Source organism: Gimesia chilikensis (genome assembly GCF_008329715.1).
GTDB classification, from domain to species: domain Bacteria; phylum Planctomycetota; class Planctomycetia; order Planctomycetales; family Planctomycetaceae; genus Gimesia; species Gimesia chilikensis.
Genome location: NZ_VTSR01000006.1, coordinates 478,941 through 499,262, shown reverse-complemented (window position 1 = coordinate 499,262; position 20,322 = coordinate 478,941). Strand labels below are relative to the sequence as shown.

Here is a 20,322-nt window from a genome sequence, read left to right as displayed (position 1 = left end):
GAGGTGACAGTCAGATTAGCGCGCAGGAACCTGACCGCTGGAATTGTCACTCCTGTAGTTTAAACAGAACTGCAAGAATCATTGTAACGTTTTTTTCTGGGAAGCCCGCAGTATTTAAGTCATTTCTTTTCACAGACAAAAAAAACGGGCCTCTGTTCGGTTGAGAACAAAGGCCCGTTGATCCGCTGATATCAGTTTCGCTTATCTGCGACCACCGCGGGATCGACCTGAAGAACCCCGGCCACTTCCCGGAGAAGCACTGCCTCTCGAATAAGAGGAACTGCCGCGGGAACTTGCTGCATTCCGGCTCGAGTAGTTCGAACCGTATCCTGAACTCCGTGAATAGCCGGACGTCGGACGCTGTTGTGAGTAAGTCCGCGTATTACGCTGTGCGGCTGCCGCCTGGGAAGAACGGTTCATCTTCTGGCTGAGCTGTTCCCAGTTCTTCTGCATGCTCTGCAGGCCCGAGGCAATCTGCTGACTTGAGGATTGACTGTACCGCGAATTCGCAGCACTCTTCTGACGGCTGGCCCGGTAAGAGCCCTGTTGACTGCCCGTCGCTTGACGACTGCTGGCTGTAGACGACCCCTGGCCCACCTGGCCATCTCCCAGGGTGCCGGTCTTGGAACCGTTCTGCGTGGTCACTGTCGAACTGACCTGACCATCGCCCGCTGTGGTACTGACCGCAGCCGATCCTTTACTCGAATCGACTGTGGTGGAACCATTGTAGGTGCCCGTACCATTTCCGGTGGCAGTGCCGGAGCTGTTGTGTTGCACGTTCGCGTAACCGTTATTTCCCTGAATCGCAGTCGAGGAAGACCGGACGCCGCTCACAGAGCCATCGGCATTCTGATTGACGCTGCCACTCGTGTTGCGACTGCCATACGCGTCGACGCCGGTATTCGTAGTGATCGCCCCGCTGGACTGGGTGTTGTACTGCGCACCGGTCTGTGTCTGCGCGACTGATCCGCTGACCTGTCCGGCACCACTGGCAGAGAGTCCGTTTGAAGTATTGACGGTCCCTCCTCCCGCAGCGCCAAAGTAAGTCGTACCACCCACGGTCGTCTTGCCGGCAATGCCTGCTCCGGTCGCGGTGGCGGAATTTCCCTGGGGACCAGTGATCGTAGTGGTCGCCGCACCAGCACCTGCGGTCGTCGGACCATTCTGATAAACGACGCTGCCTCCCTGGGTATTTCCGGTGACGGTGTTTCCGTTCGGTCCCGTGTAAGTGGTGGAACTGCTGCCGGTCGAAGCGGTCGCGTGACCGTAAGGACCCGTGGTCGTGGTTTGCGTGGCCGATCCGGAAGCATATGGTCCTTCATAGACGGCGGTCGTCGTGGTTTGTTGTGGATGCGCATAAGCCACGTAGAGTTCTGACATGGTCGCGGGTACAAAGTATCGACCGGCGACATAACCGGCTGCCGCTACATACGCGGCCTGACCTGTCAACGGTGCACCACTGGCATCGACGAACTGCTGCGGTTCTTCCTCCAGTGCTGCATCGACTTCGGCCCGCAGTTTATCAATCGCCCGCCAGACATCGTCGGGCTGTGTCTGATACACGCGCCCCAGTAAAGTCGTGGTCGCAAGATTGTCATTCAATTGTGCCAGGATCTCGGGATGCTGATTGAGCTGCGCGACACTCGGGTCTGTACTCTGATTGAATTGTTGCACCCGTTGCGCAAATCGACCGCCGAACCGGCCGGTTGTTTTTTCGGAAGCCTGACGGATCGCCAGGGGATGTTGGGCTGCCTGCAGGATGGTCTCGACCAGCTCATCCGGATAGAAGGCGATGCCGGTCACCAGACTTTCGATCGCACGTGGTGACAGTGTTCTGTTATTTTGTGCTGCCAGGGGACCGGGCTGTTGTGCGCTGGCCAGATCGGCCTGCAGCAGAACACAGAGGCCGGCGGTGATGGTGATGAATCCTTTCAAGTAACTCGTTGAAGTTGAAGTCATTGATCTCCCCATCTTTTATTACTGATACTGTGAATGATTGTTTCTGATTCACACTCTGTCTGCAGGACTGCTGATGACCTTCGCGTGCGCCTGGTCAGTATTCATATAGCTTAGTTTCCGGAGTCGGTTTGTTTCTGATTTCAGAAAAACGGGAAAATCCGGGAACTCTTTATGTCTGACCAGCCAGACAGGACACAAACGATGCTGCAAAACAACATGATGCCAAAAAGAAACAGTCATGATTCAAGAAGAATCATGAGGTGAACCCCGCGTCAGGAATACTTCCGCAGCTATGAACTGGTTTCAGAATCGAAAGAAAAAAGTCAGGATATTTTGAATCCCGTTCGGCTTTGTTCAAAAAAATGACGAAACGGAACCCGTAGTCCGGTGTTCGATTAGCAGCGTCCCAGAAGCCGAATTTCACGTATGTCTCTCAGCTCGGCGTGCCAGGACTGCGGACACTCATTTTTCGACAAAAGCGAATTCCGTTCTGAATTCAGTCGAGGCCTCCCGCACTCCCTGATATAGTAGGAGCAGTCATCTGCACCTCATCCCCAGGGAACTGTCTGCATGCGTCAGTATCAACATCAGAGACAAGTTTCACACGGCCCTGCCTGCTCCGGTCTGATGAACCGTCGCGAGTTGCTGCAGAATGCCGGCGGTGGAATGGGTATGCTGGCTCTGAACGCATTGCTGCAACAGGAACAGCCGGCGCACGCTGCAGCGAACTCAGCGCTCTCTTCCAGCAAACCGGACTTTCCTCCGCGCGCCAAACGAATCATCTGGCTCTTCATGCACGGCGGTCCCAGTCACGTCGATCTGTGGGATCCCAAACCGGATCTGATCAAATACGCGGGCAAACCACTGCCCGAAAGTTTCGGCAAAGTCATGACGCGCCGCAAGGTGGCACAGAATCCTCTGCTGGCACCCATCAAACCCTTTCGCAAACGCGGTGAGTCGGGACTGGAAGTCAGTGACTTTCTGCCGCACACCGGCGCACTTGTGGACGACCTGTGTGTGATCCGCTCGCTGCATGGTGACAGCGTGAATCATCCGCAGTCGGTCTACCAGATGAATACAGGCAGCATCCTGATGGGGCATCCGAGTGTGGGCAGCTGGGTGGCCTACGGTTTGGGTTCCGAGAATGCAGACATGCCCGCCTTTGTGGTCCTGCCGGATCCAGGGGGCGGCGTAAAAGGGGGACCGCCCGCCTGGGGCAGCGGTTACCTGCCGGCCACGTTCCAGGGAACAACCATGCGCCCCGGACAGACGCCAATTCTGAATCTCAAGCCTCCCACCGGGATCTCTACCCGCCAGCAACGAGCGACCCTGGATCTGGTTCAATCCCTGAATCGACGCCACCTGGAAGCCCGCGATCGGGACGACGAACTCTCAGCCCGGATCGCCGCCTATGAGCTGGCTTTTCGCATGCAGACCGCTGCTCCGGAAATTGTCGACCTGACACAGGAGACACCGGCGACTCACAAAATGTATGGACTCGACGATCCAGACACGCGCGATTTCGGCGAACGCTGTCTGCTGGCACGACGCATGGTGGAGCGTGGCGTGCGTTTCATTCAGCTTTACTCCGGAGATACCGTGGGCTGGGATGCACACAGCGACGTAACGAAGAATCATACCACCTATTGCCGCAAGACCGATCAGCCGATCGCAGCGTTGCTCAAGGATTTGAAACAACGGGGGCTCCTGGAAGACACGCTCGTGGTCTGGTGTGGCGAATTCGGTCGCATGCCGATGAGCGAGCAGGGCAAAGGCCGCGATCACAATCCCTGGGGCTATTGTGGCTGGCTGGCCGGTGCCGGTATCACGGGAGGGCGCGCTTACGGGGCCACCGATCCCATCGGCTTACGCGCCGCGGAACAGACCGTGCACGTCAATCAGTTTCACGCGACCCTCCTGCATCTGCTCGGACTCGATCATGAAACGCTGACCTACTTTCATAACGGTCTGGATGAGCGTCTGACTGGTCCCGCGGAAGTCGAGATTGTGAAAGGACTGCTCACATGAAAGGATTCCGCAAGTATGCCAGCTGCTGGTGTTGTCTGCTCTGCCTGTCACTGTCCGTCAGTGTTTCAGCCGAAGAACCGAAGGCACTGACCGAGACTCCCCTGACCGAGTCAGACCGCGATCACTGGGCATTCCAGCCGATTCAAAAACCGGCGCTACCGGAAGTCAAACGAGGCAACTGGACGCGGACGCCCATCGATCGCTTCATCCTCGCGAAGCTGGAAGCCGAGGGATTGCAACCGGCCCCGGATGCAGCCCGGGTAACGCTGATCCGTCGCGTTTATTTCGATGTCATTGGCCTGCCTCCCACGCCGGCGGAAGTCGATCAGTTTTTAGCAGACCAGACTGATGATGCATATGAGCGACTCGTGGATCGCCTGCTGGCTTCGCCCCGCTATGGCGAACGCTGGGCCCAGCACTGGCTCGACCTGGCCCGGTTTGCAGAAACGGACGGCTACGAACACGATAAGATCCGCCCTGATGCCTGGAAGTACCGGGACTGGGTGATCAAGGCGCTGAATGCTGATATGCCCTACGATCAGTTTGTTCGCTGGCAACTGGCCGGGGATGTGATTGCCCCTGACAATCCCGATGCCCGGACAGCGACGGCCTTCTGTCATTCCGGACCCGATATGCCCGACATCAATTCACAGGAAGAACGACGCCACACGCTGCTCAACGAGATGACTTCCACGGTCGGTTCCGTATTCATGGCCCTGCAGCTGGGATGTGCCCAGTGCCACGATCATAAGTATGATCCGATCAGCACGTTTGACTTTTATCGTCTGCGAGCTTTCTTTGAACCGGCGGTGCAACCGGTGAAGAATCGTTCGGTAACGACTCTCGCTGCAACGGATAAAAAACGGAAACCAAGTCACGTGATGCTCCGCGGCGACTGGCGTCGTCCCGGCCCTGAAGTTGAGCCTGCCTTCTTGCGGATTGCGAATTCAGATGAGCAGCAGATCGAGTCGCAGACAGCACCTCAGCAGCGGCTCGCTCTGGCTCGCTGGTTGACGCAGAAATCGCATCCCCTCACGTCGCGGGTAATCGTGAATCGGGTCTGGCAGCATCACTTCGGGCGGGGCTTGTGTGCCTCACCCAGCGACTTTGGTCTGATGGGAGAATCTCCCTCCCATCCTGAACTGCTGGACTGGCTGGCGGCCGAATTTACTGAGACCGGCTGGAAACTGAAATCGCTGCATCGTCTGATTTTGACCTCGCGGGTCTATCAGCAGGCCAGCAGCTTGCAGACCCAGAACGTGGAATCAGTCGCAGCGGAACAACGCAGTGCCTGGAAACAAAGCCTGGAACATGATCCCGATGCCGCACTGCTCTCGCGGTTTCCCCGTCAGCGTCTGGATGCGGAGGTGATTCGCGATGCGCTGTTATCGATCAGCGGTAAACTCTCCGAGCGAACCGGCGGTCGAGGCGTTATGCCGCCCCTGCCTCAGGAACTGCGGGCCACGCTGCTCAAGGATCAGTGGAAGACCAGTCCCCGCGAAGAGGATCACTACCGCCGCAGTATCTATGTCTTTGCACGACGCAACCTTCGCTATCCCCTGTTCGAAGCCTTTGATCGGCCCGATGCGAATAACAGCTGTCCCCAGCGAGGCAACTCAACCACGGCTCCACAGGCGCTGTTGATGTTGAACTCGGAAAGTTCGCTCAAGTCAGCACGAGAGCTGGCGGGACTGATTCAGGACGAGGCCGGTTCCAGTCCCCGACAGCAGGTGACGCTGTTGATCCGACGGGCGTTGGGACGTCAGCCAGGGAAAGCAGAACTGGTCGAACTCGTTCAGTTTCTGAAAGCACAGCGCGAAGAACTGCGCCGGGAGCAACGCACTGCCGATCAGCTGCTGCTCCCTCTTGGCAAGCTGGAAACAAAGGATCCTTACGCAGGTGCAGCGCTGACGGACCTCTGCCTGGCGGTTTTGAATTCGAATGAATTTATTTATGTCGATTGATCTTTAGAAAAAATTTTGTTCTGCTATTTTGTTAATAATATTAAATAACGAGACGCACCTTGGATATTCAGACTAATCAAGAAGGGAAGTGACTGATGATGCGAGCGAAGTGGTATTGGTCGTTACTGTTAATCAGTGTGTTGAGCTGTGATGTTCCACTCGATGTGCATGCGGAAGACGCGTTGATTGGAAACTGGCGGCTCGAGGGAGATGCCCGGGATCAGAGTTCGTTCCAGAATCACGCCGTCAATCATGGCGTGAAATTGAAAGCGGGACAGCCGGCCGTCTTCGATGGTGGTACCGCGTATCTGGAAGTTCCCGATTCAAAATCGCTCTCCCTGGGAACGGGCGACTTTTCACTGGCACTGACCGTGAATACAAGTGCCGACCTGGGAGACGTCATCGGTACCCTGTGCAGCAAATACGATCGTAAAACCCGCCGGGGTTTCCAGCTGAGCATCAAAAATAATGCCGGCGTGACCAGCAGCCAGTCGAACTGGCATCATCTGCAGTTCGGCATCGATAACGGCAAAGTGGATTCCCAGTGGACCGATCACGGGCAACTGGGCAATGCCATTCTGATTTACAGCATGGCCGTGCACGACGGCAAACTCTATGCAGGAACCTGTGTGCCCGGTGCGGAAGCCGCCGGACACGTTTATCAGTACGAGGACGGAAAAAAATGGATCGACTGTGGCACACCGGACAAGTGTAATGCCGTCTCTTCGCTGGCGGTCTATCAGGGTCACCTGTACGCGGGAACGGGAAAGTACCGGCTGAAAGGTTCCTCGCTGGCAGAGTCCGAAAACCCGAACATGGGGGGCAACGTCTATCGTTACCTGGGTGACGGAACGTGGAAACACTGTGGTAATCTGCCCGGCGTTGAAGCGATTAATGGGATGGTGGTTTACAAGGGCAAACTGTATGCCTCCTCCATGTACGCTCCCGCTGCCTTCTACCGCTACGATGGGGGAACCACCTGGACCGCCTGTGATGTCCCCGACGGAAAACGGGTGGAATCGATGGCGATCTATAACGGCGACCTGTTTGCCACCGGCTACGACGAAGGTGCCGTCTACCGTTATGACGGCAAGAAATGGACGCATGCCGGACAGGTGGGAGAAGCCACGCAGACTTACGGCTTTGCTGTCTACGAGGGGAACCTGTATGTCAGCGAATGGCCGCATGCGGAAGTCTATCGTTATGCGGGCGAGAAACGCTGGGAACTGGCAGGACGACTGGGCGAGGAAAAGGAAAGCATGCCGCTTGTCGTTTACAACGGTGCCATGTATTCCGGTTCGCTCCCCCTGGCCGAGGTCTATCGTTATGACGGCGGTGTTGACTGGAAGAACCTCGGGCAAATCGATATGACGCCGGATGTCCGCTATCGCCGTGTCTGGTCGATGGCCGTCTATCAGGGACGCCTCTTTGCCGGTACGCTACCAGCGGGGCGGGTGAAGTCCATCGAAGCGGGGAAGAGTGCCACATACGACACCGCTTTGAAACCAGGCTGGCGACAGATCGTGGCCGTCAAACAGAAGTCGCAGCTCAAGCTGTATGTGGACGGTGCCCTGGTCGCCACGTCGACCAGCTTCGATCCCGCGGAATATGATTTGTCCAACACAGAGCCTTTGAAGATCGGCTTCGGAGCTCATGATTATTACCATGGAAAAATGAAAGACGTGCAGCTCTTTAAGCGTGCCTTAAGTGCAGAAGAAGTCCAGACACGCTTTCAGCAGCAGGCAGACTAGAGTTCTTTCTCGTTAGCAATGCAGGAATAAAAACGGGATAAAAAAAGAGCCATCCGTGAACGCGGATGGCTCTTTCTGTTTTCAGTTGAGTCCCAGATAACTTACTGGATACCCAGATCGCGTCGCAGGTCTTCCTGCAGACCGGGGACACGACCCTGTTCTTTGATCCAGAGGGGCTTCAGCGGGAAGCTTTCTGGGGCCGGGATCCCTTTCAGGTCATGAATGTCACGCCAGAGCAGGACTGCTTTCAGACCCTCTTCAATCGCCAGGTCTTCAGCCATCAGACTCGGGTACTTGTTCAGGACGGAAGCATAAAGCGACATCCCTTTTTCGAGTTCCGCCTGTGCCTTGTCGAACTTACCTTCAGTGAAGGACACTTCACCGTCGTAGATCGCTTTGTGAGCATCAATGGTCTGCTGCTCAGATTCGGACAGGGCACGTGTTCGCCAGAAGCGATAGTTGGCAGTACTCTGGTAACGGTCGGTCCAGTGCTTTTTATCTGCTACGCTGACGTTGTCCCGTTTGGCCAGGTTTTCGATATCGTCGTCTGTCCATTCGAGTACCACGGCTCCCTTGGGTGTGATGAACTCTTCACGACCGAAGATGGTAGTCCACTCTTTGAAGCCCTGTGCCCAGGCGTCGGTCCGTTCTTTGCCGAACTTACCTTCACGCTGCATAGCGTTGGCATAGTCGAACTGGGCGTGCCAGGGAGCAGCCCGGAAGAGCATCCGCATCTGCAGGTGTTGTTTGTGCTTGAGTTCTTTTTCGTTGGCAATCAGATATTTCTGCTTGGCAACCTGGTAGTTGTCCAGACGCTCGGGATTGATTTCCGGATCGGGGCCGCCGTCATACCGTTCGGTATTCGGGTCGACTTTGTAGAAGCGGCGGAACTGTTTCCATTCATCGGAACGTCCCACTTTCTGGCCGTGCAGGTTACCGATTTTCCAGTCGAGTTCGGGGAAGCGTTCGTTGCGGGCAACCCCTTCATTGAGGAACTTGATTCCTTCCTTAACCCAGAAGTAACGATCCTCGACGGCGTCCCACTCTGCAGAAACGTTGTAGGCCAGGTTCCAACCCTGGAAGTCCCAGACCTTCATGTAGTGAGGCTGGAGCAGAATGATGGAATCGACGGTTGAACGCAGCTTGGCCCATTCTTTCCGTTCCTGGTAGTCTTTGGCATCCATCCACAGCAGGTTGGTGGCGATGCCCCGCAGACCGAGCAGAACGAAGTTCATGGACGCGCTGGAAGGATCGACGTCACCCAGGGTGCTTTCCCCGAGTTCATACTGTACCCGCAACTGGGCCAGTTCGCCTCCGGATCCTTCTTCTCCGGTGGAAGGCATGCCCAGCCAGATCACCGGTATCAGCAAAATGATAATCGCGATGACATAAGCCAGTTTTCGATGTTTGGAAGAGAGTTTGTTCATTTCGCCTCCAGTTCGCGGAGCTTCAAACTATAGAATGAAATCAATAAGCAGGGAAGAATATAGGCCGCTGTCGTCAACAGTCCCGGCAGCAGAGCTGCACTCCAGGAGACGTCAAACCCTTTGATGACATATTCCCGCATGTTTGAGAAGATACCAAAGTTCGGGATGATCTGCTGGCAGAGCCAGAGGAAGTTCCGGATGCCACCATCAACGACGACGATTATACCTTTTACGGGACCATTAGGCAGTTCCGTTTGAGAATTCATGTGAGTTAACAGACGATACCAGGCTTCAATCGCACCGGAGGCCTGCATTTTGCCGCTCAGAATTTCATTCATGTACTCTTTGGACATGAATCCGACCATCACAACGGTGAAGGTCGTCAGGATGGCAACCGGACCTTTGACGAAACAGCTGACGGTCACGCCCAGCATGATCACCAGCACCATCGGCAACCAGATGCCCAGAATCGCTTTCGAGTAACCGACCATAAAGGAGCGGTCGGGAGTTCGAATGAAGAGGTCGGGACGGGCCATCCCCAGCAACTGCCCTGCTTCCAGACAGGCGACCTCGACGGTCAGGTTGCCGTCTTTATCGACCAGATCGTCGAAAATATCGTAAGTCACGACTTCCTGGTCGGCTTCGCCCTCATTCTTTTTCTGTGTGAGTTTACGATCGATCTGCAACCGGTTCTCGGTGTATTCCTTGTTGATCATCGGGGATGTATCGACGCGGAGACCTTTGTCTTCGTTGACGAAGGTCAGCTCGTACAGAATCCCGCCTTTTTCCATATCCCCTTTGTGGGTTCGGAAGGCTTCGAACGACGCCTGCAGATTCAACTTGTCATCGATGGCATCGCTTTCGTCGACCCCTTCGAATTTGTAGATCGCCCGGGCTTTGGTGGCACCTTCGATGTAGCTGCGGTACATCCAGATGTCACCCACATTGATCCCGGAGGCAGCAGGAGCCCCTTCACGGTTGGTGAAGGAGATATCGCCGTAAATCGGAACCTTGGAGACCAGGCTCTCTTTCGCGGTGTCGGGTACCTGGCGATTGATCCAGATATAACCTACGCCGCCCATCACGAGCAGAATCGCGGTGCCGAGCACAGTGAACCCCAGCATGCGGCCCATGACGATTTCAATTCGGTAAACCGGCTTGGTAACAACGGTATGAATGGTGCGCAATCGGATGTCTTCCGGTAACGACCAGCAGGCCAGCAGCAGCATGATTGGAATCACGAGCCAGCTGATGGCTTTGAGTACGAAGTCAATATAAGACTGCACCTGGAGATCAGGCCGGTCTGCAGCGCCCGCCAGGAACCAGCCGGCAAACATGAACAGAACCGCAAAGATGATGAAGACGAACAGAATTTTCTGTCGCAGTGATTCGCGGATCGTGAGGACCGATAAAGACCAGATGCGGCGGGGTGAGATATGGATGATCTGCACAAAGAAGTCCAGCACGCCGCGGAAGACATCGACGAACCCCTTCGTCCCGCGGGTGATGACACCCACCACCAGACAGACGACCAGCGCGATGACCATGGAGCTTCCAAACACGAATGCAAAGTGTTTTAAAGCTTCCAGCCAATTGAATGGAATTGGATCAAAAGACATAATGATTTACTTCTGTGAATAACATCTCATTGGATATGAGGCTCTGCTGAGTCCTTCCAGCCGAGACAGAGTCAATGATCGTGAGTAATAACAACCAGACACAGCCCGCCGCTTATTCAGCAGGCTTCTTCGTTTCCGTCTCGGGAACAAAGCGCTGACCCGGTCGTTCTTTACTTTCCTGAACCGTTTTCAGGAACAGGGATTCCAGAGTTGCTGTCGGATGATCGATGGCATCGACCTTACCATTGTGTTTGGCGACGACCTGTTCGATCTCTTTGATGGCTTCATCGCTCAGGCGAGACGTCAGGATCTGGGTCTCTTCCTGTTCTTTCAACAGGTCATCCACGCGGCCCATCACTTTGAGTTCGCCGCCGTAGAGAATCGCGATCCGGTCACACACGTCCTGCACGTCAGCCAGCAGGTGGCTGCACATCAGCACGGTCTTGCCCTGTTCCTTCAGCTCGACGATCATGCGTTTCATGTCGTCGGTACCGAGCGGGTCCAGACCACTGGTCGGTTCGTCGAGCATGACCAGGTCGGGGTTGTTGATCAGGGCCTGAGCCAGACCGATACGGCGGGTCATCCCTTTGGAGTATTCTTTCAGCTGACGGCGTTTGGCGTGTCCCAGTCCGACTTTTTCGATCAGCTCGGCGGCACGTTCGCGGCGTTCCTTGGGAGAAATCTTGAACAGACGCCCGTAGAAGTCGAGGGTTTCTTCCGCATTCAGGAAGCGGTACAGATAGGATTCTTCCGGCAGGTAACCGATCCGCTCGTTCTTCTCGACGTTCGAGGCAGGCTGGCCCAGAACCTTGATTTCCCCTTCCGAGGGAAACAGCAGACCCAGCAGCAGTTTCAGAGTGGTCGTCTTTCCGGACCCGTTCGGACCCAGCAGACCAAAGATTTCGCCTTTTTTCACTTCGAGGCTTAAAGAGTTGAGAGCGCGAACTTTCTTGCGGCCCCAGAAATCACGATAGATCTTTGTCAGATTGCTGATCTGAATGACTGACTCGTTGTCCATTGGCGGTTCTCAGCTCCCCACTGTGAATAAAATGATAATCAGTTATGAGAACAGTATTTCGAGCCAAAGGGGCCCGACTAAGCTAACGCTAGAATTTCTGCGAGCTTACTACGATTCGTGATGGTGCGCTGTTTGTAAAAAATTCAATTTCTTAAGAAGAAATCGGAAAAACAGCGGCGGCAGCAGATCACCGAGCGGCCAGCATCCATTACAGGGGCCTGAAACTCAGGATTCCATTCAAACACAATGATCCAAAGTGAGTAACACTCTAAATTTGGCAGCGAGCACTTGCAAGCTATTAGACTCGCATACTCAGTTAAGATTTCAAGAACGGACAGGTACTAATCAGTATTTAACTTTGAATCCGTATAACTTAACCTCTGCTTGCGTTCAGTCGCGCGGCGGTAAAGCTGGTTTGTGTTCATAAGGATAGTTAAAAACGGGCTTTTCGCTGGGAAAGATATTCAATCAGCGCTTTGTCAAACGGCATGCTGGTATCCAGGGGGACGTAATCGACGCCCATCGCGAACAGTTTCTCGCGATAGGTCTCCCGCATTTCCTGAACTGCCTCGAGATAGTCGGCTTTCATGCCCTCCGCGTCCAGAACCATGGACTCGCCCTGTTCAGGTTCCTGGAGATCGACCATTCCCTCGAAAGGGAAGTAGACCTCTGCTTCATCCAGAATGTGAAACAGGATGACGTCGTGGCCGGCGTAACGGAGACGCTGCAGACTGTCGAGCACGCTCTTCTGATCGGTCAGCAGATCCGAGAAAATCATCAGCAGACTGCGGTGTTTGACCATCGAGGCGATCTGCTGCAGGTTTTGTGAAACCTCCGTCGTCCCAACAGGTTGGGAGTTGGCGAGCATCGCCAGAATATTCCCCAGCTGTCCCCGTCTGCTGCGGGGAGGCAGGAAATTCCGGATCTTGTCACCAAAGGTGATCAGGCCGACCGGGTCCTGCTGGTGGATCATCATGTAGGCCAGCGACGCGGCCAGACAGATCCCGTAATCAAATTTGGAGAGCTGCTGGCGATAGGTATAAGCCATACTTTCCGAAAGATCGATCACCAGGTAACCGGTCAGGTTGGTCTCTGCCTGGTACTTTTTGATGTAGTAGCGATCGGTTTTGGCGTAGACCTGCCAGTCGATGTCGCGCGGGTCGTCCCCCTGGGTGTAGCGTCGGTGTTCGCTGAATTCGACACTGAAACCGTGATACGGGCTGGCATGCAGGCCGCTCAGAAAGCCTTCCACGATGAACTTGGCCCGCAGATCGAGCCGGGCCACGGTCTGGATGACTTCCGGTTTGAGGTATTGTTCTGCATTCGGCATGAAATTGCTGCTCCGACAGGCCTGTAATGCAGACAGTATAACAGGTTGCTGCCTGGAAGTCCCTTCAGATTCTCCCGGTTTCCGGATTTTCAGACGTGCATTCCGCCCCGGAAAATCGCGTACTATTCTGTATACTCTTGAATACTTCTTGCACTAGTCATTATAATAAACATTACCCAACGCAGATCGTTCTATTTATCCGGAGCAGTCATTTGCTTTACAGACAGATTGAACTAGGTTTATGACAGAGTCTGTCTGCAAAATGGACACATTTCCGACAAAAAGCTCAGACTGATTCCAGTAAAGCGCTAAAATTGATAAAAGGACAATTCATTACTGCATTTGCTCGAGTGCTATGTTAATCTGGCGTTGCTCCACAATCTGTGTGGTTTTCTTACAAAATTTCATATATTCACCGTTTCAGGTCATAATTAAACGAACTTCTGAATTTCTTCATTTGTATTCTTTTCGAGTCTTATACTCAGCTCAGAAGTGATGAAGTAATTATGATTTGTTTATCTCCCAGTCATCATCTACGTTTTTATCCAGGTACAGGGATTTAGTATGTCCAACGACATAACTCCGGATGAACAGAATACTAACTCTAATGAAACACCGTGTCCGTTGTGTAATGAAATGGTCCGCGTCGGTCTGGTCCGTTGCTGGAACTGTGGCTCTTTCATGCGGGAAGATATAGCGGAAGCCTATCGCAAGATGCAGGAAAATCCGCCGCCAATGATTTTCAGTCCGCTTCCTGAAGAATCGGACGAGTCTGCTGAGGAAGAATCACGCGCTTCAACCGCCACCATGACCGCTTATTCTGATCGCGACGATGACGACTTCGAACTCGATCAGAGTGTCTCCGTCACAGAGTACGAAGCCAGCGACGACGACTTTCAGCTGGCAGGCGGCGTTGAGGTCAGCGAACAGGAACCATCAACCATCCCTCTGGCACGGGAAGAGTCTGCTGAAGAAGCACAACAGCATGCCGCCGAAGAGGAAGCAGCTGAAAAAGCGGAAGCTGAAGACGAGTCCAAACCAAAAGCAGCGCCCTCAGAGCCCGATGAAGATCATTCCGTTGCGACCGGCGGCGATGTACTGCTGGATGTGGCTTTGCAGGAAGAAAAAGAAGAGAAGCGTCGCCGTAAAGGGGGACGCCGTCGTCGACGTAGTGGCAAAATTGAAGGTGGTATTGTCGTTTACTGCCCGAATGGACATCGCATCCGTGTCCGCGAGGAATATCGCGGGTCTGCCGGAAAATGTCCTGCCTGTAATGTCATGTATCTGGTACCCATGGGATCTCCCAAGGCGACAGATGAGGAATCAGCTGACTCCGGTACAGAGAAGGAAGCCGCAGCAGGAGATGAGACCTTCGATCCCGGTGCTTACAAGCACTGGTTCCAGAATCTGAAACTGCACGCCGTCGATCCGACCAAGCTCAAGCTGAAACCCAACAGTCTGGAAAAGACTTTTTCCACCGTCGATGTGGCCATTTCCCCGGAGCGCATGCTGTTGCTCGGTCTGGTGAAAGCCGGTCTCCTCGGAGGGGGCTCCAAGGATAAACAGGATAAAGCGCGTATTGATATCGCCCAGCATCTTCGTGAAGAAAAGGATGATGCGGAAATCCCGGCCGCCAGCGTACAGACGCTCTCAGCAGATCAGATCTCGAAGCTGAAAGTCGTCTTTCCGACGATGTACGATCACGAATCGATTTTTGCCGGCGTTCCCGTCTTCGGAAAAGGTCGCATAGCGATCGCCCTGCCGAAACAGGAAGACAGCAAGGAAAATCAGTATCTGACGTTCAGTCTGACCGAATATCGTAAGTTTGCTGAAGCACTCCAGGAACTGCACAGCGTCGGTGACCTCGGTCCTGACTCTGGAATTCCGCTGACCGATGAAACGCGACAGGTCACCTGTCACTACAGCGAAGAGCAGTTCGAAGCACTTGAGAACGAGAATCTCGAATTCTACGAAGCCGATCCCGAAATCGAGCTGACCCTGGTAGGCCGACAATGTCAGGGCTGCCAGTTAATCGTCAGCGAAGATTCACGCAAGAAGGAACGGATCGGCGGCAAAACCGGCAAAGCAATTGCCAAAGCGAAATGCCCCAAGTGCAGCGAGAAGTTCGGCAATATCTCTCTCTGGCAGATTAAACAGGCAGATGCTCCAACAGAGGAACCGCAGGAAGAAGCAGCTGCCAGTTAGCAGTCTGCTGTCCTGACGTGTGTCGCGAATCGCATCATTCTGCGCAGGGGGAGTCCCATAACCGGTCAGGTTTCTTTCTCAGGAAGATTGCAGACACTCACCAGGGGGGTATAATAGGGATAATTCATACAAACCAACTGTCTAATGCTTCGGGGGCTGAGGTGATAAAGCATCACAAGTTTCCTAATTAAGCAGACAGGGGGAGTAGAGGTCAGTTTAAGGTATCCGTTGAAGTTGCGCGATGAGGCATTTTTGTAACATTATACAAATTTTGACCTTAAGCGACGGTGAGTCTGAACAATCCAGATTCGCATTTTCTTGACCCTCTCCTTCTATGGTGTAGAATTTGAGGACACAGAGTTGAGCAGGGAAGCACTCTAGGTTTATGTAAAAATGTTCACTTTCCAGCTGTTGATGGAAACTGGCATTCGGGCTGCTTCTTAACTGTTCAGGAGAAACTGGTGTCGCCAGGATTTGATCAACATTTCAAAGAACTGGTCCGCCAGAGGACAGACCTGGTAGAACTGGTCGCAGAGTCGGTTCAGCTGACTCCCAATGGGCGCGATTTCAAAGGATTGTGTCCCTTTCATAACGATCATAATCCGTCCATGGTCATCTCCCCCGAGCGCGGAACCTGGCGCTGCTGGGTCTGTAACCTCGGCGGAGACTGCTTTTCCTGGGTGATGGAATACGACCGGGTCGACTTTGTCGAGGCACTCAAGATTCTGGCCGAGAAGGCCCATCTGGAAGTTCCCAAGTTCACCCCCCGTCATTCGCAGGGCGGACAGCAGCCATTAGAGAAGTCGAGTCTGTATGACGTCATGAAATGGGCGGAAAGCCAGTTCCATGAATGTCTGATGGAGACTTCGGTGGGAGAATATGCCCGCCGTTACCTGATGGAAGACCGGGGCTTTACCGAAGAGACCATGCGGCAGTTTAATCTCGGTTTTCATCCGGATGACTGGCAATGGCTGGTCAATCGATCACGCAATCGTTTTCCCGAACAGCTGCTGCTGGAAGCAAAACTGATCTTCAGAAAAGAGGGGCAGTCACGTTGTTCTGATTATTTCGTTAATCGGGTGATGTTTCCGGTTCACGACGAGCGAAAGCGGGTTGTTGCATTCGGGGGACGTATCCTGCCCGGGGCCGGCACAGGAAAACTGGCGAAATATTTTAACAGTCCGGAAAGTGTGATTTTCACTAAGAGCAAACTGCTGTTTGGCTTGGATGAAGCGCGACAGGGAATTCGCGAAACGGAGACAGTTGTCGTAGTAGAAGGGTACACTGATTGCATTACAGCTCATCAGTTTGGTGTGACCAATGTCGTAGCCACACTGGGGACGGCTCTGACAGAATCTCATGTGACTTATCTCAAACGGCTGGCACGTAAAGTCGTACTGGTATTTGATGGCGATACCGCAGGACAGCAGGCTGCGGAGCGGGCTTTAACGAAATTCATCGCTCAGGAAGTAGATTTACGTATTTTAACGCTGCCGGCAGGCCAGGATCCGGCAGATTTTCTGGAACAGCAGGGGGCAAAGAGTTTGCAGCAGTTGATCGCACAAGCCCCGGAAGCCTGGATTTTTAAATTGAATCTCTGTGTTGACAAATTTGGACTGGAGTCAATTGATGGACAACACCGAATTTTAGAAGAAATGCTGGAGCTTCTGGCCGCAAGTCCAAACTTAACCGGCAAAATACGTGAAGATATCATATTAAGAAAGTTAGCAGATCGACTGAGCTTAAACGAAACCGTTGTCCGAAAACGATTAAGTGAAGTCAAACAGAAGCAAAACCCCAGTCTGAATCCGAGTGTCCCTTCAAACGACCCCCATTCAACTCCGAGTGCAGACCACACCTCCGGAATCGGTGGAACTTCAGAAAATTCAGCGAAAGATAATCAACTTGAGAGCGAACTTCTTGAAATCATCTTTGTATACCCCGAATGTGTTCCCCAGATTCATCAACATATATCGCCAGCCAACCTGAAAGATCCCCGTCTACGCTTTCTTTACCAGTTAAGCATCGACTTAACGGAAGAGGGGATCGTCCCGGAAATGAATCGTATTCTGGATCGTGTTGACGATCCGGACATGAAGCAGCTGGTCGTCAAAATCGACTTCCAGGCCCACGAAAAAGCGATTCACACCAAACTCCACTCTTCGCCTGTTCCCCATGAAGGGATTCCCCATTTTCTGAAACATTCCATTCAGAATCTCAAATGGCGGGAAGAACGGGAACATCATGAACGGACCAAAGGAGTTCTGGTCCAGAAAGTTCAGAACAATACTTTGAGTTCCGATGCCAAGGAGCTGTTGAAGAAGGCATCCGAGTTCCACCAGAAACGACATAAAAAGAATTCACTTGAGACCCATTAACTTAAAAGAGATTGGGAGAAGCAACGTGCACCGACTCGACGCCCGATTGAATGAACTGATTGAAAATGGAATAAAGCAGGGTTATCTGACTTATGATCAGGTCAGCGCTTATCTGCCCGATGAAGCGCTGAATCCTGAGAAGCTGGATAACCTCCTGCTGACCATTGAAGAAATCGACTTAGACATTATTCCCGATCAGGTCATCACGGTGCTCCAGCCGGAGAAGCCGAAGGGACGGACCCGTTCCGATGACCTCTCCCGGAAAATCGATGATCCGGTGCGGATGTACCTCACACAGATGGGTGAAATTCCGCTGCTGACCCGGGACGAAGAAATTCGCCTGGCGAAGAAAATCGAAATCACCCGTCGTCGCTTCCGCCGCGAGCTGCTCAGCAGCGACTACGCCATGCGGCAGGCCATCGACATTCTGGACAAGGTTCACAAAACCGAGCTGCCTTTCGACCGGACCATTAAAGTCTCCGTCACCGAAGGCCTGGAAAAGAATCAGATCCTGGGGCGGATGCCTCACAACCTGAAAACCCTGGAATACCTCAGCAGTAAGAACAATGCTGACTTCCAGCGGTTCATCGATCCGGAAATGACCAAGACTCAGCGGCGAGAAGCGTATACAACGCTGATGAAACGCCGCCGCAAAATGGCAACTCTGATCGAAGAGCTCAGCCTGCGGACGCAACGTCTGCAGATCGGCATGAAGCGTCTCGAACAGATTTCACAGCGAATGACCGAACTGGAAGATCAGATCCGGGATCTCGATGATCTCCGCGTCAAAAACTCCAAAGACGATCGTGCAAACCTCGAGCGGGAACTGCAGGATCTGGTCATGATGACGATGGAAACACCGGAAACCCTGCGGGAACGCATCAAAGCGGTCAAGCAGCGGTACCTCGATTACGAAACCGCAATGCGTGAACTGTCCGGCGGTAACCTGCGTCTGGTGGTTTCAATCGCCAAGAAATACCGCAATCGTGGCCTGAGCTTCCTGGACCTGATTCAGGAAGGCAATACCGGCCTGATGCGTGCGGTCGACAAATACGAGTATCGTCGCGGTTATAAATTCTCGACATACGCCACCTGGTGGATTCGACAGGCCATTACCCGGGCGATTGCCGATCAGGCACGAACCATTCGTATTCCTGTGCACATGATCGAAACCATGTCCAAACTGCGTAAAGTCAGCAAACAGCTGCTGCAGGAAAACGGTCGTGAGCCCACCCTGGAAGAAACGGCAGAAGTCGCCGGCATCAGCCTGGAAGAGACCCGCCGCGTACTTAAGATTTCGCGGCATCCGATCAGTCTGGACCGTCCCGTCGGCGAGAGCGAAGACAGCTACTTCGGTGACTTCATTGAAGACTCCGATTCGGACAGCCCGGTCAACACCGCCAGCCAGGAAATGCTCAAGGACAAGATTGATCATGTCCTGAAAACCCTCACTTATCGTGAGCGGGAGATCATCAAACTGCGGTTTGGTCTGGGAGACGGTTACACCTACACGCTGGAAGAAGTCGGTCGGATCTTCAAAGTGACGCGGGAACGTGTTCGCCAGATCGAAGCCAAGGCGGTACGCAAGCTGCAACATCCGGTCCGCAGCAAACAGCTGCAGGGCTTTATTGAAGGTCTGGTCCCCGACTGGGGACAGACGGAGTCCGAAGAGGAATCCGCGGATACAACGGCCTCAGCCAGTATCTGAATTCACAACGCCGATCAGTTTTGATCGGCGTTTTTTTTTGGCTGCAGGGCACGATTTGCTCGAAAGCAATGCTCTCTGCAGCAGGGAAAAGGAAGATCTGACAGTTTTCTGCCGTATGTCTGGCTATTTGCTGTCGAAAACTTTATAACAAACTAAACGCATCGAGCCTGATGGTTTCCAGAGCCTGAGGCGACTTTTCAAAGCGATTCCGGAGTTCTTTAACATGTCAACAACTGCTGCCAGTTTGAAAGCCTTACATCATCTCTATCTGAGAATGCATGATGTGAACCTGAAATTGGAACAAGGCCCCAAACGGATCAAGCTGAAAGAACAGTTTGCACAAAAGCAGGAAGAGCACCTCAAAACCGTCCAGGAGCAGATTACCCAGTTAAAGAAACAGGTGCAGCAGAAGAATCTCGACTTACAGTCGAATGAAGCCAAAATTCTGGATCTTAAGGGGAAACTGAATACGGCCGCTTCCAACAAAGAGTTTGACATTATTAAAGGACAGATCGCCGCTGACCAGATGGCAAACAGTGTACTGGAAGATGAAATCCTCGAACTGATGGATAAAATCGACGCGAAAGATCAGGAAGCGAAAGACTGGGAAGCGAAAATCAAAACCGCTTTCGCAGATGCCAAAAAAGTCGAACAGGACTTTGAATCTGCCAAAGCATCGCTCGATGAAGAAATCAAGGAATGCCAGGCAGCGATCACCGATGCCGAGCAGATTATCCCCGCTGATCTCAAAGTTCAGTTTTCCCGTCTGACTCGCTCTCACGGTGCAGGTGCACTGGCAAATGTGGCGGGCAAGTTCTGCTCTGCCTGTAATGTCATGATTGAGCCTCAACTGCGGGTCGAGCTCAATTCCGGTCGACTGGTGTTCTGCAAGTCCTGCGGACGTCTGCTCTATATGGACGACACCCTGGAGTAAA

The 20,322-nt window shown here is 53.3% G+C and carries 12 protein-coding genes; 7 read left to right on the top strand and 5 right to left on the bottom strand.

From position 1 onward, the window contains the following. Positions 1-201: 201 nt before the first annotated feature. Complete coding sequence (locus FYZ48_RS08920) at positions 202-1,959, bottom strand: DUF3300 domain-containing protein (protein ID WP_187781941.1); 1,758 nt, start codon at positions 1,957-1,959, stop codon at positions 202-204. 627 nt (positions 1,960-2,586) lie between these two features. On the opposite strand from FYZ48_RS08920, the gene FYZ48_RS08915 reads away from it, so the two are divergent. The 3 genes from FYZ48_RS08915 (at position 2,587) to FYZ48_RS08905 (ending at position 7,702) form a co-directional block, all read left to right on the top strand. Continuing rightward, positions 2,587-3,987 (top strand): DUF1501 domain-containing protein, encoded by a 1,401-nt coding sequence (locus FYZ48_RS08915; RefSeq protein ID WP_149339773.1) that lies wholly within the window; start codon positions 2,587-2,589, stop codon positions 3,985-3,987. Continuing rightward, the gene (locus tag FYZ48_RS08910) at positions 3,984-5,951 is read left to right on the top strand and encodes a DUF1549 and DUF1553 domain-containing protein (RefSeq protein WP_149339495.1); all 1,968 of its coding nucleotides are present in this window, start codon (positions 3,984-3,986) and stop codon (positions 5,949-5,951) included. Before FYZ48_RS08915 ends, FYZ48_RS08910 begins: the two co-directional genes overlap by 4 nt. A gap of 95 nt (positions 5,952-6,046) precedes the next feature. After that, a complete protein-coding gene (locus FYZ48_RS08905) occupies positions 6,047-7,702 on the top strand; it encodes a LamG-like jellyroll fold domain-containing protein (RefSeq protein WP_149339493.1) in 1,656 nt (551 codons plus the stop codon). Positions 7,703-7,803: 101 nt separating this feature from the next. On the opposite strand, the gene FYZ48_RS08900 is transcribed toward FYZ48_RS08905, so the two are convergent. From FYZ48_RS08900 to FYZ48_RS08885, 4 genes are all read right to left on the bottom strand, one after another. Beyond that, entirely contained in the window at positions 7,804-9,129 is a 1,326-nt protein-coding gene (locus FYZ48_RS08900) for a hypothetical protein (RefSeq protein WP_149339491.1), read from the bottom strand. Then, the gene (locus FYZ48_RS08895) at positions 9,126-10,748 is read right to left on the bottom strand and encodes an ABC transporter permease (protein ID WP_149339489.1); all 1,623 of its coding nucleotides are present in this window, start codon (positions 10,746-10,748) and stop codon (positions 9,126-9,128) included. The genes FYZ48_RS08900 and FYZ48_RS08895 overlap by 4 nt, the downstream gene beginning before the upstream one ends. 112 nt (positions 10,749-10,860) lie before the next feature. Beyond that, complete coding sequence (locus FYZ48_RS08890; RefSeq protein ID WP_149339487.1) at positions 10,861-11,766, bottom strand: ABC transporter ATP-binding protein; 906 nt, start codon at positions 11,764-11,766, stop codon at positions 10,861-10,863. A 433-nt stretch (positions 11,767-12,199) separates the two neighbouring features. Then, complete coding sequence (locus tag FYZ48_RS08885; RefSeq protein WP_145042725.1) at positions 12,200-13,096, bottom strand: DUF58 domain-containing protein; 897 nt, start codon at positions 13,094-13,096, stop codon at positions 12,200-12,202. 564 nt (positions 13,097-13,660) lie between these two features. On the opposite strand from FYZ48_RS08885, the gene FYZ48_RS08880 reads away from it, so the two are divergent. The 4 genes from FYZ48_RS08880 (at position 13,661) to FYZ48_RS08865 (ending at position 20,321) form a co-directional block, all read left to right on the top strand. Further along, entirely contained in the window at positions 13,661-15,301 is a 1,641-nt protein-coding gene (locus FYZ48_RS08880) for a hypothetical protein (RefSeq protein ID WP_149339484.1), read from the top strand. 461 nt (positions 15,302-15,762) lie between these two features. Beyond that, complete coding sequence (dnaG, locus tag FYZ48_RS08875; RefSeq protein WP_187781939.1) at positions 15,763-17,679, top strand: DNA primase; 1,917 nt, start codon at positions 15,763-15,765, stop codon at positions 17,677-17,679. Between the two features lie 25 nt (positions 17,680-17,704). Beyond that, on the top strand, positions 17,705-19,387 hold the full coding sequence (rpoD, locus tag FYZ48_RS29835; protein WP_145042719.1) for an RNA polymerase sigma factor RpoD: 1,683 nt from the start codon (positions 17,705-17,707) through the stop codon (positions 19,385-19,387). 223 nt (positions 19,388-19,610) lie between these two features. After that, positions 19,611-20,321, top strand: coding sequence for a zinc ribbon domain-containing protein (locus FYZ48_RS08865; protein ID WP_149339480.1), 711 nt, complete (start codon positions 19,611-19,613; stop codon positions 20,319-20,321). The last annotated feature ends 1 nt before the right edge of the window (position 20,322 follow it).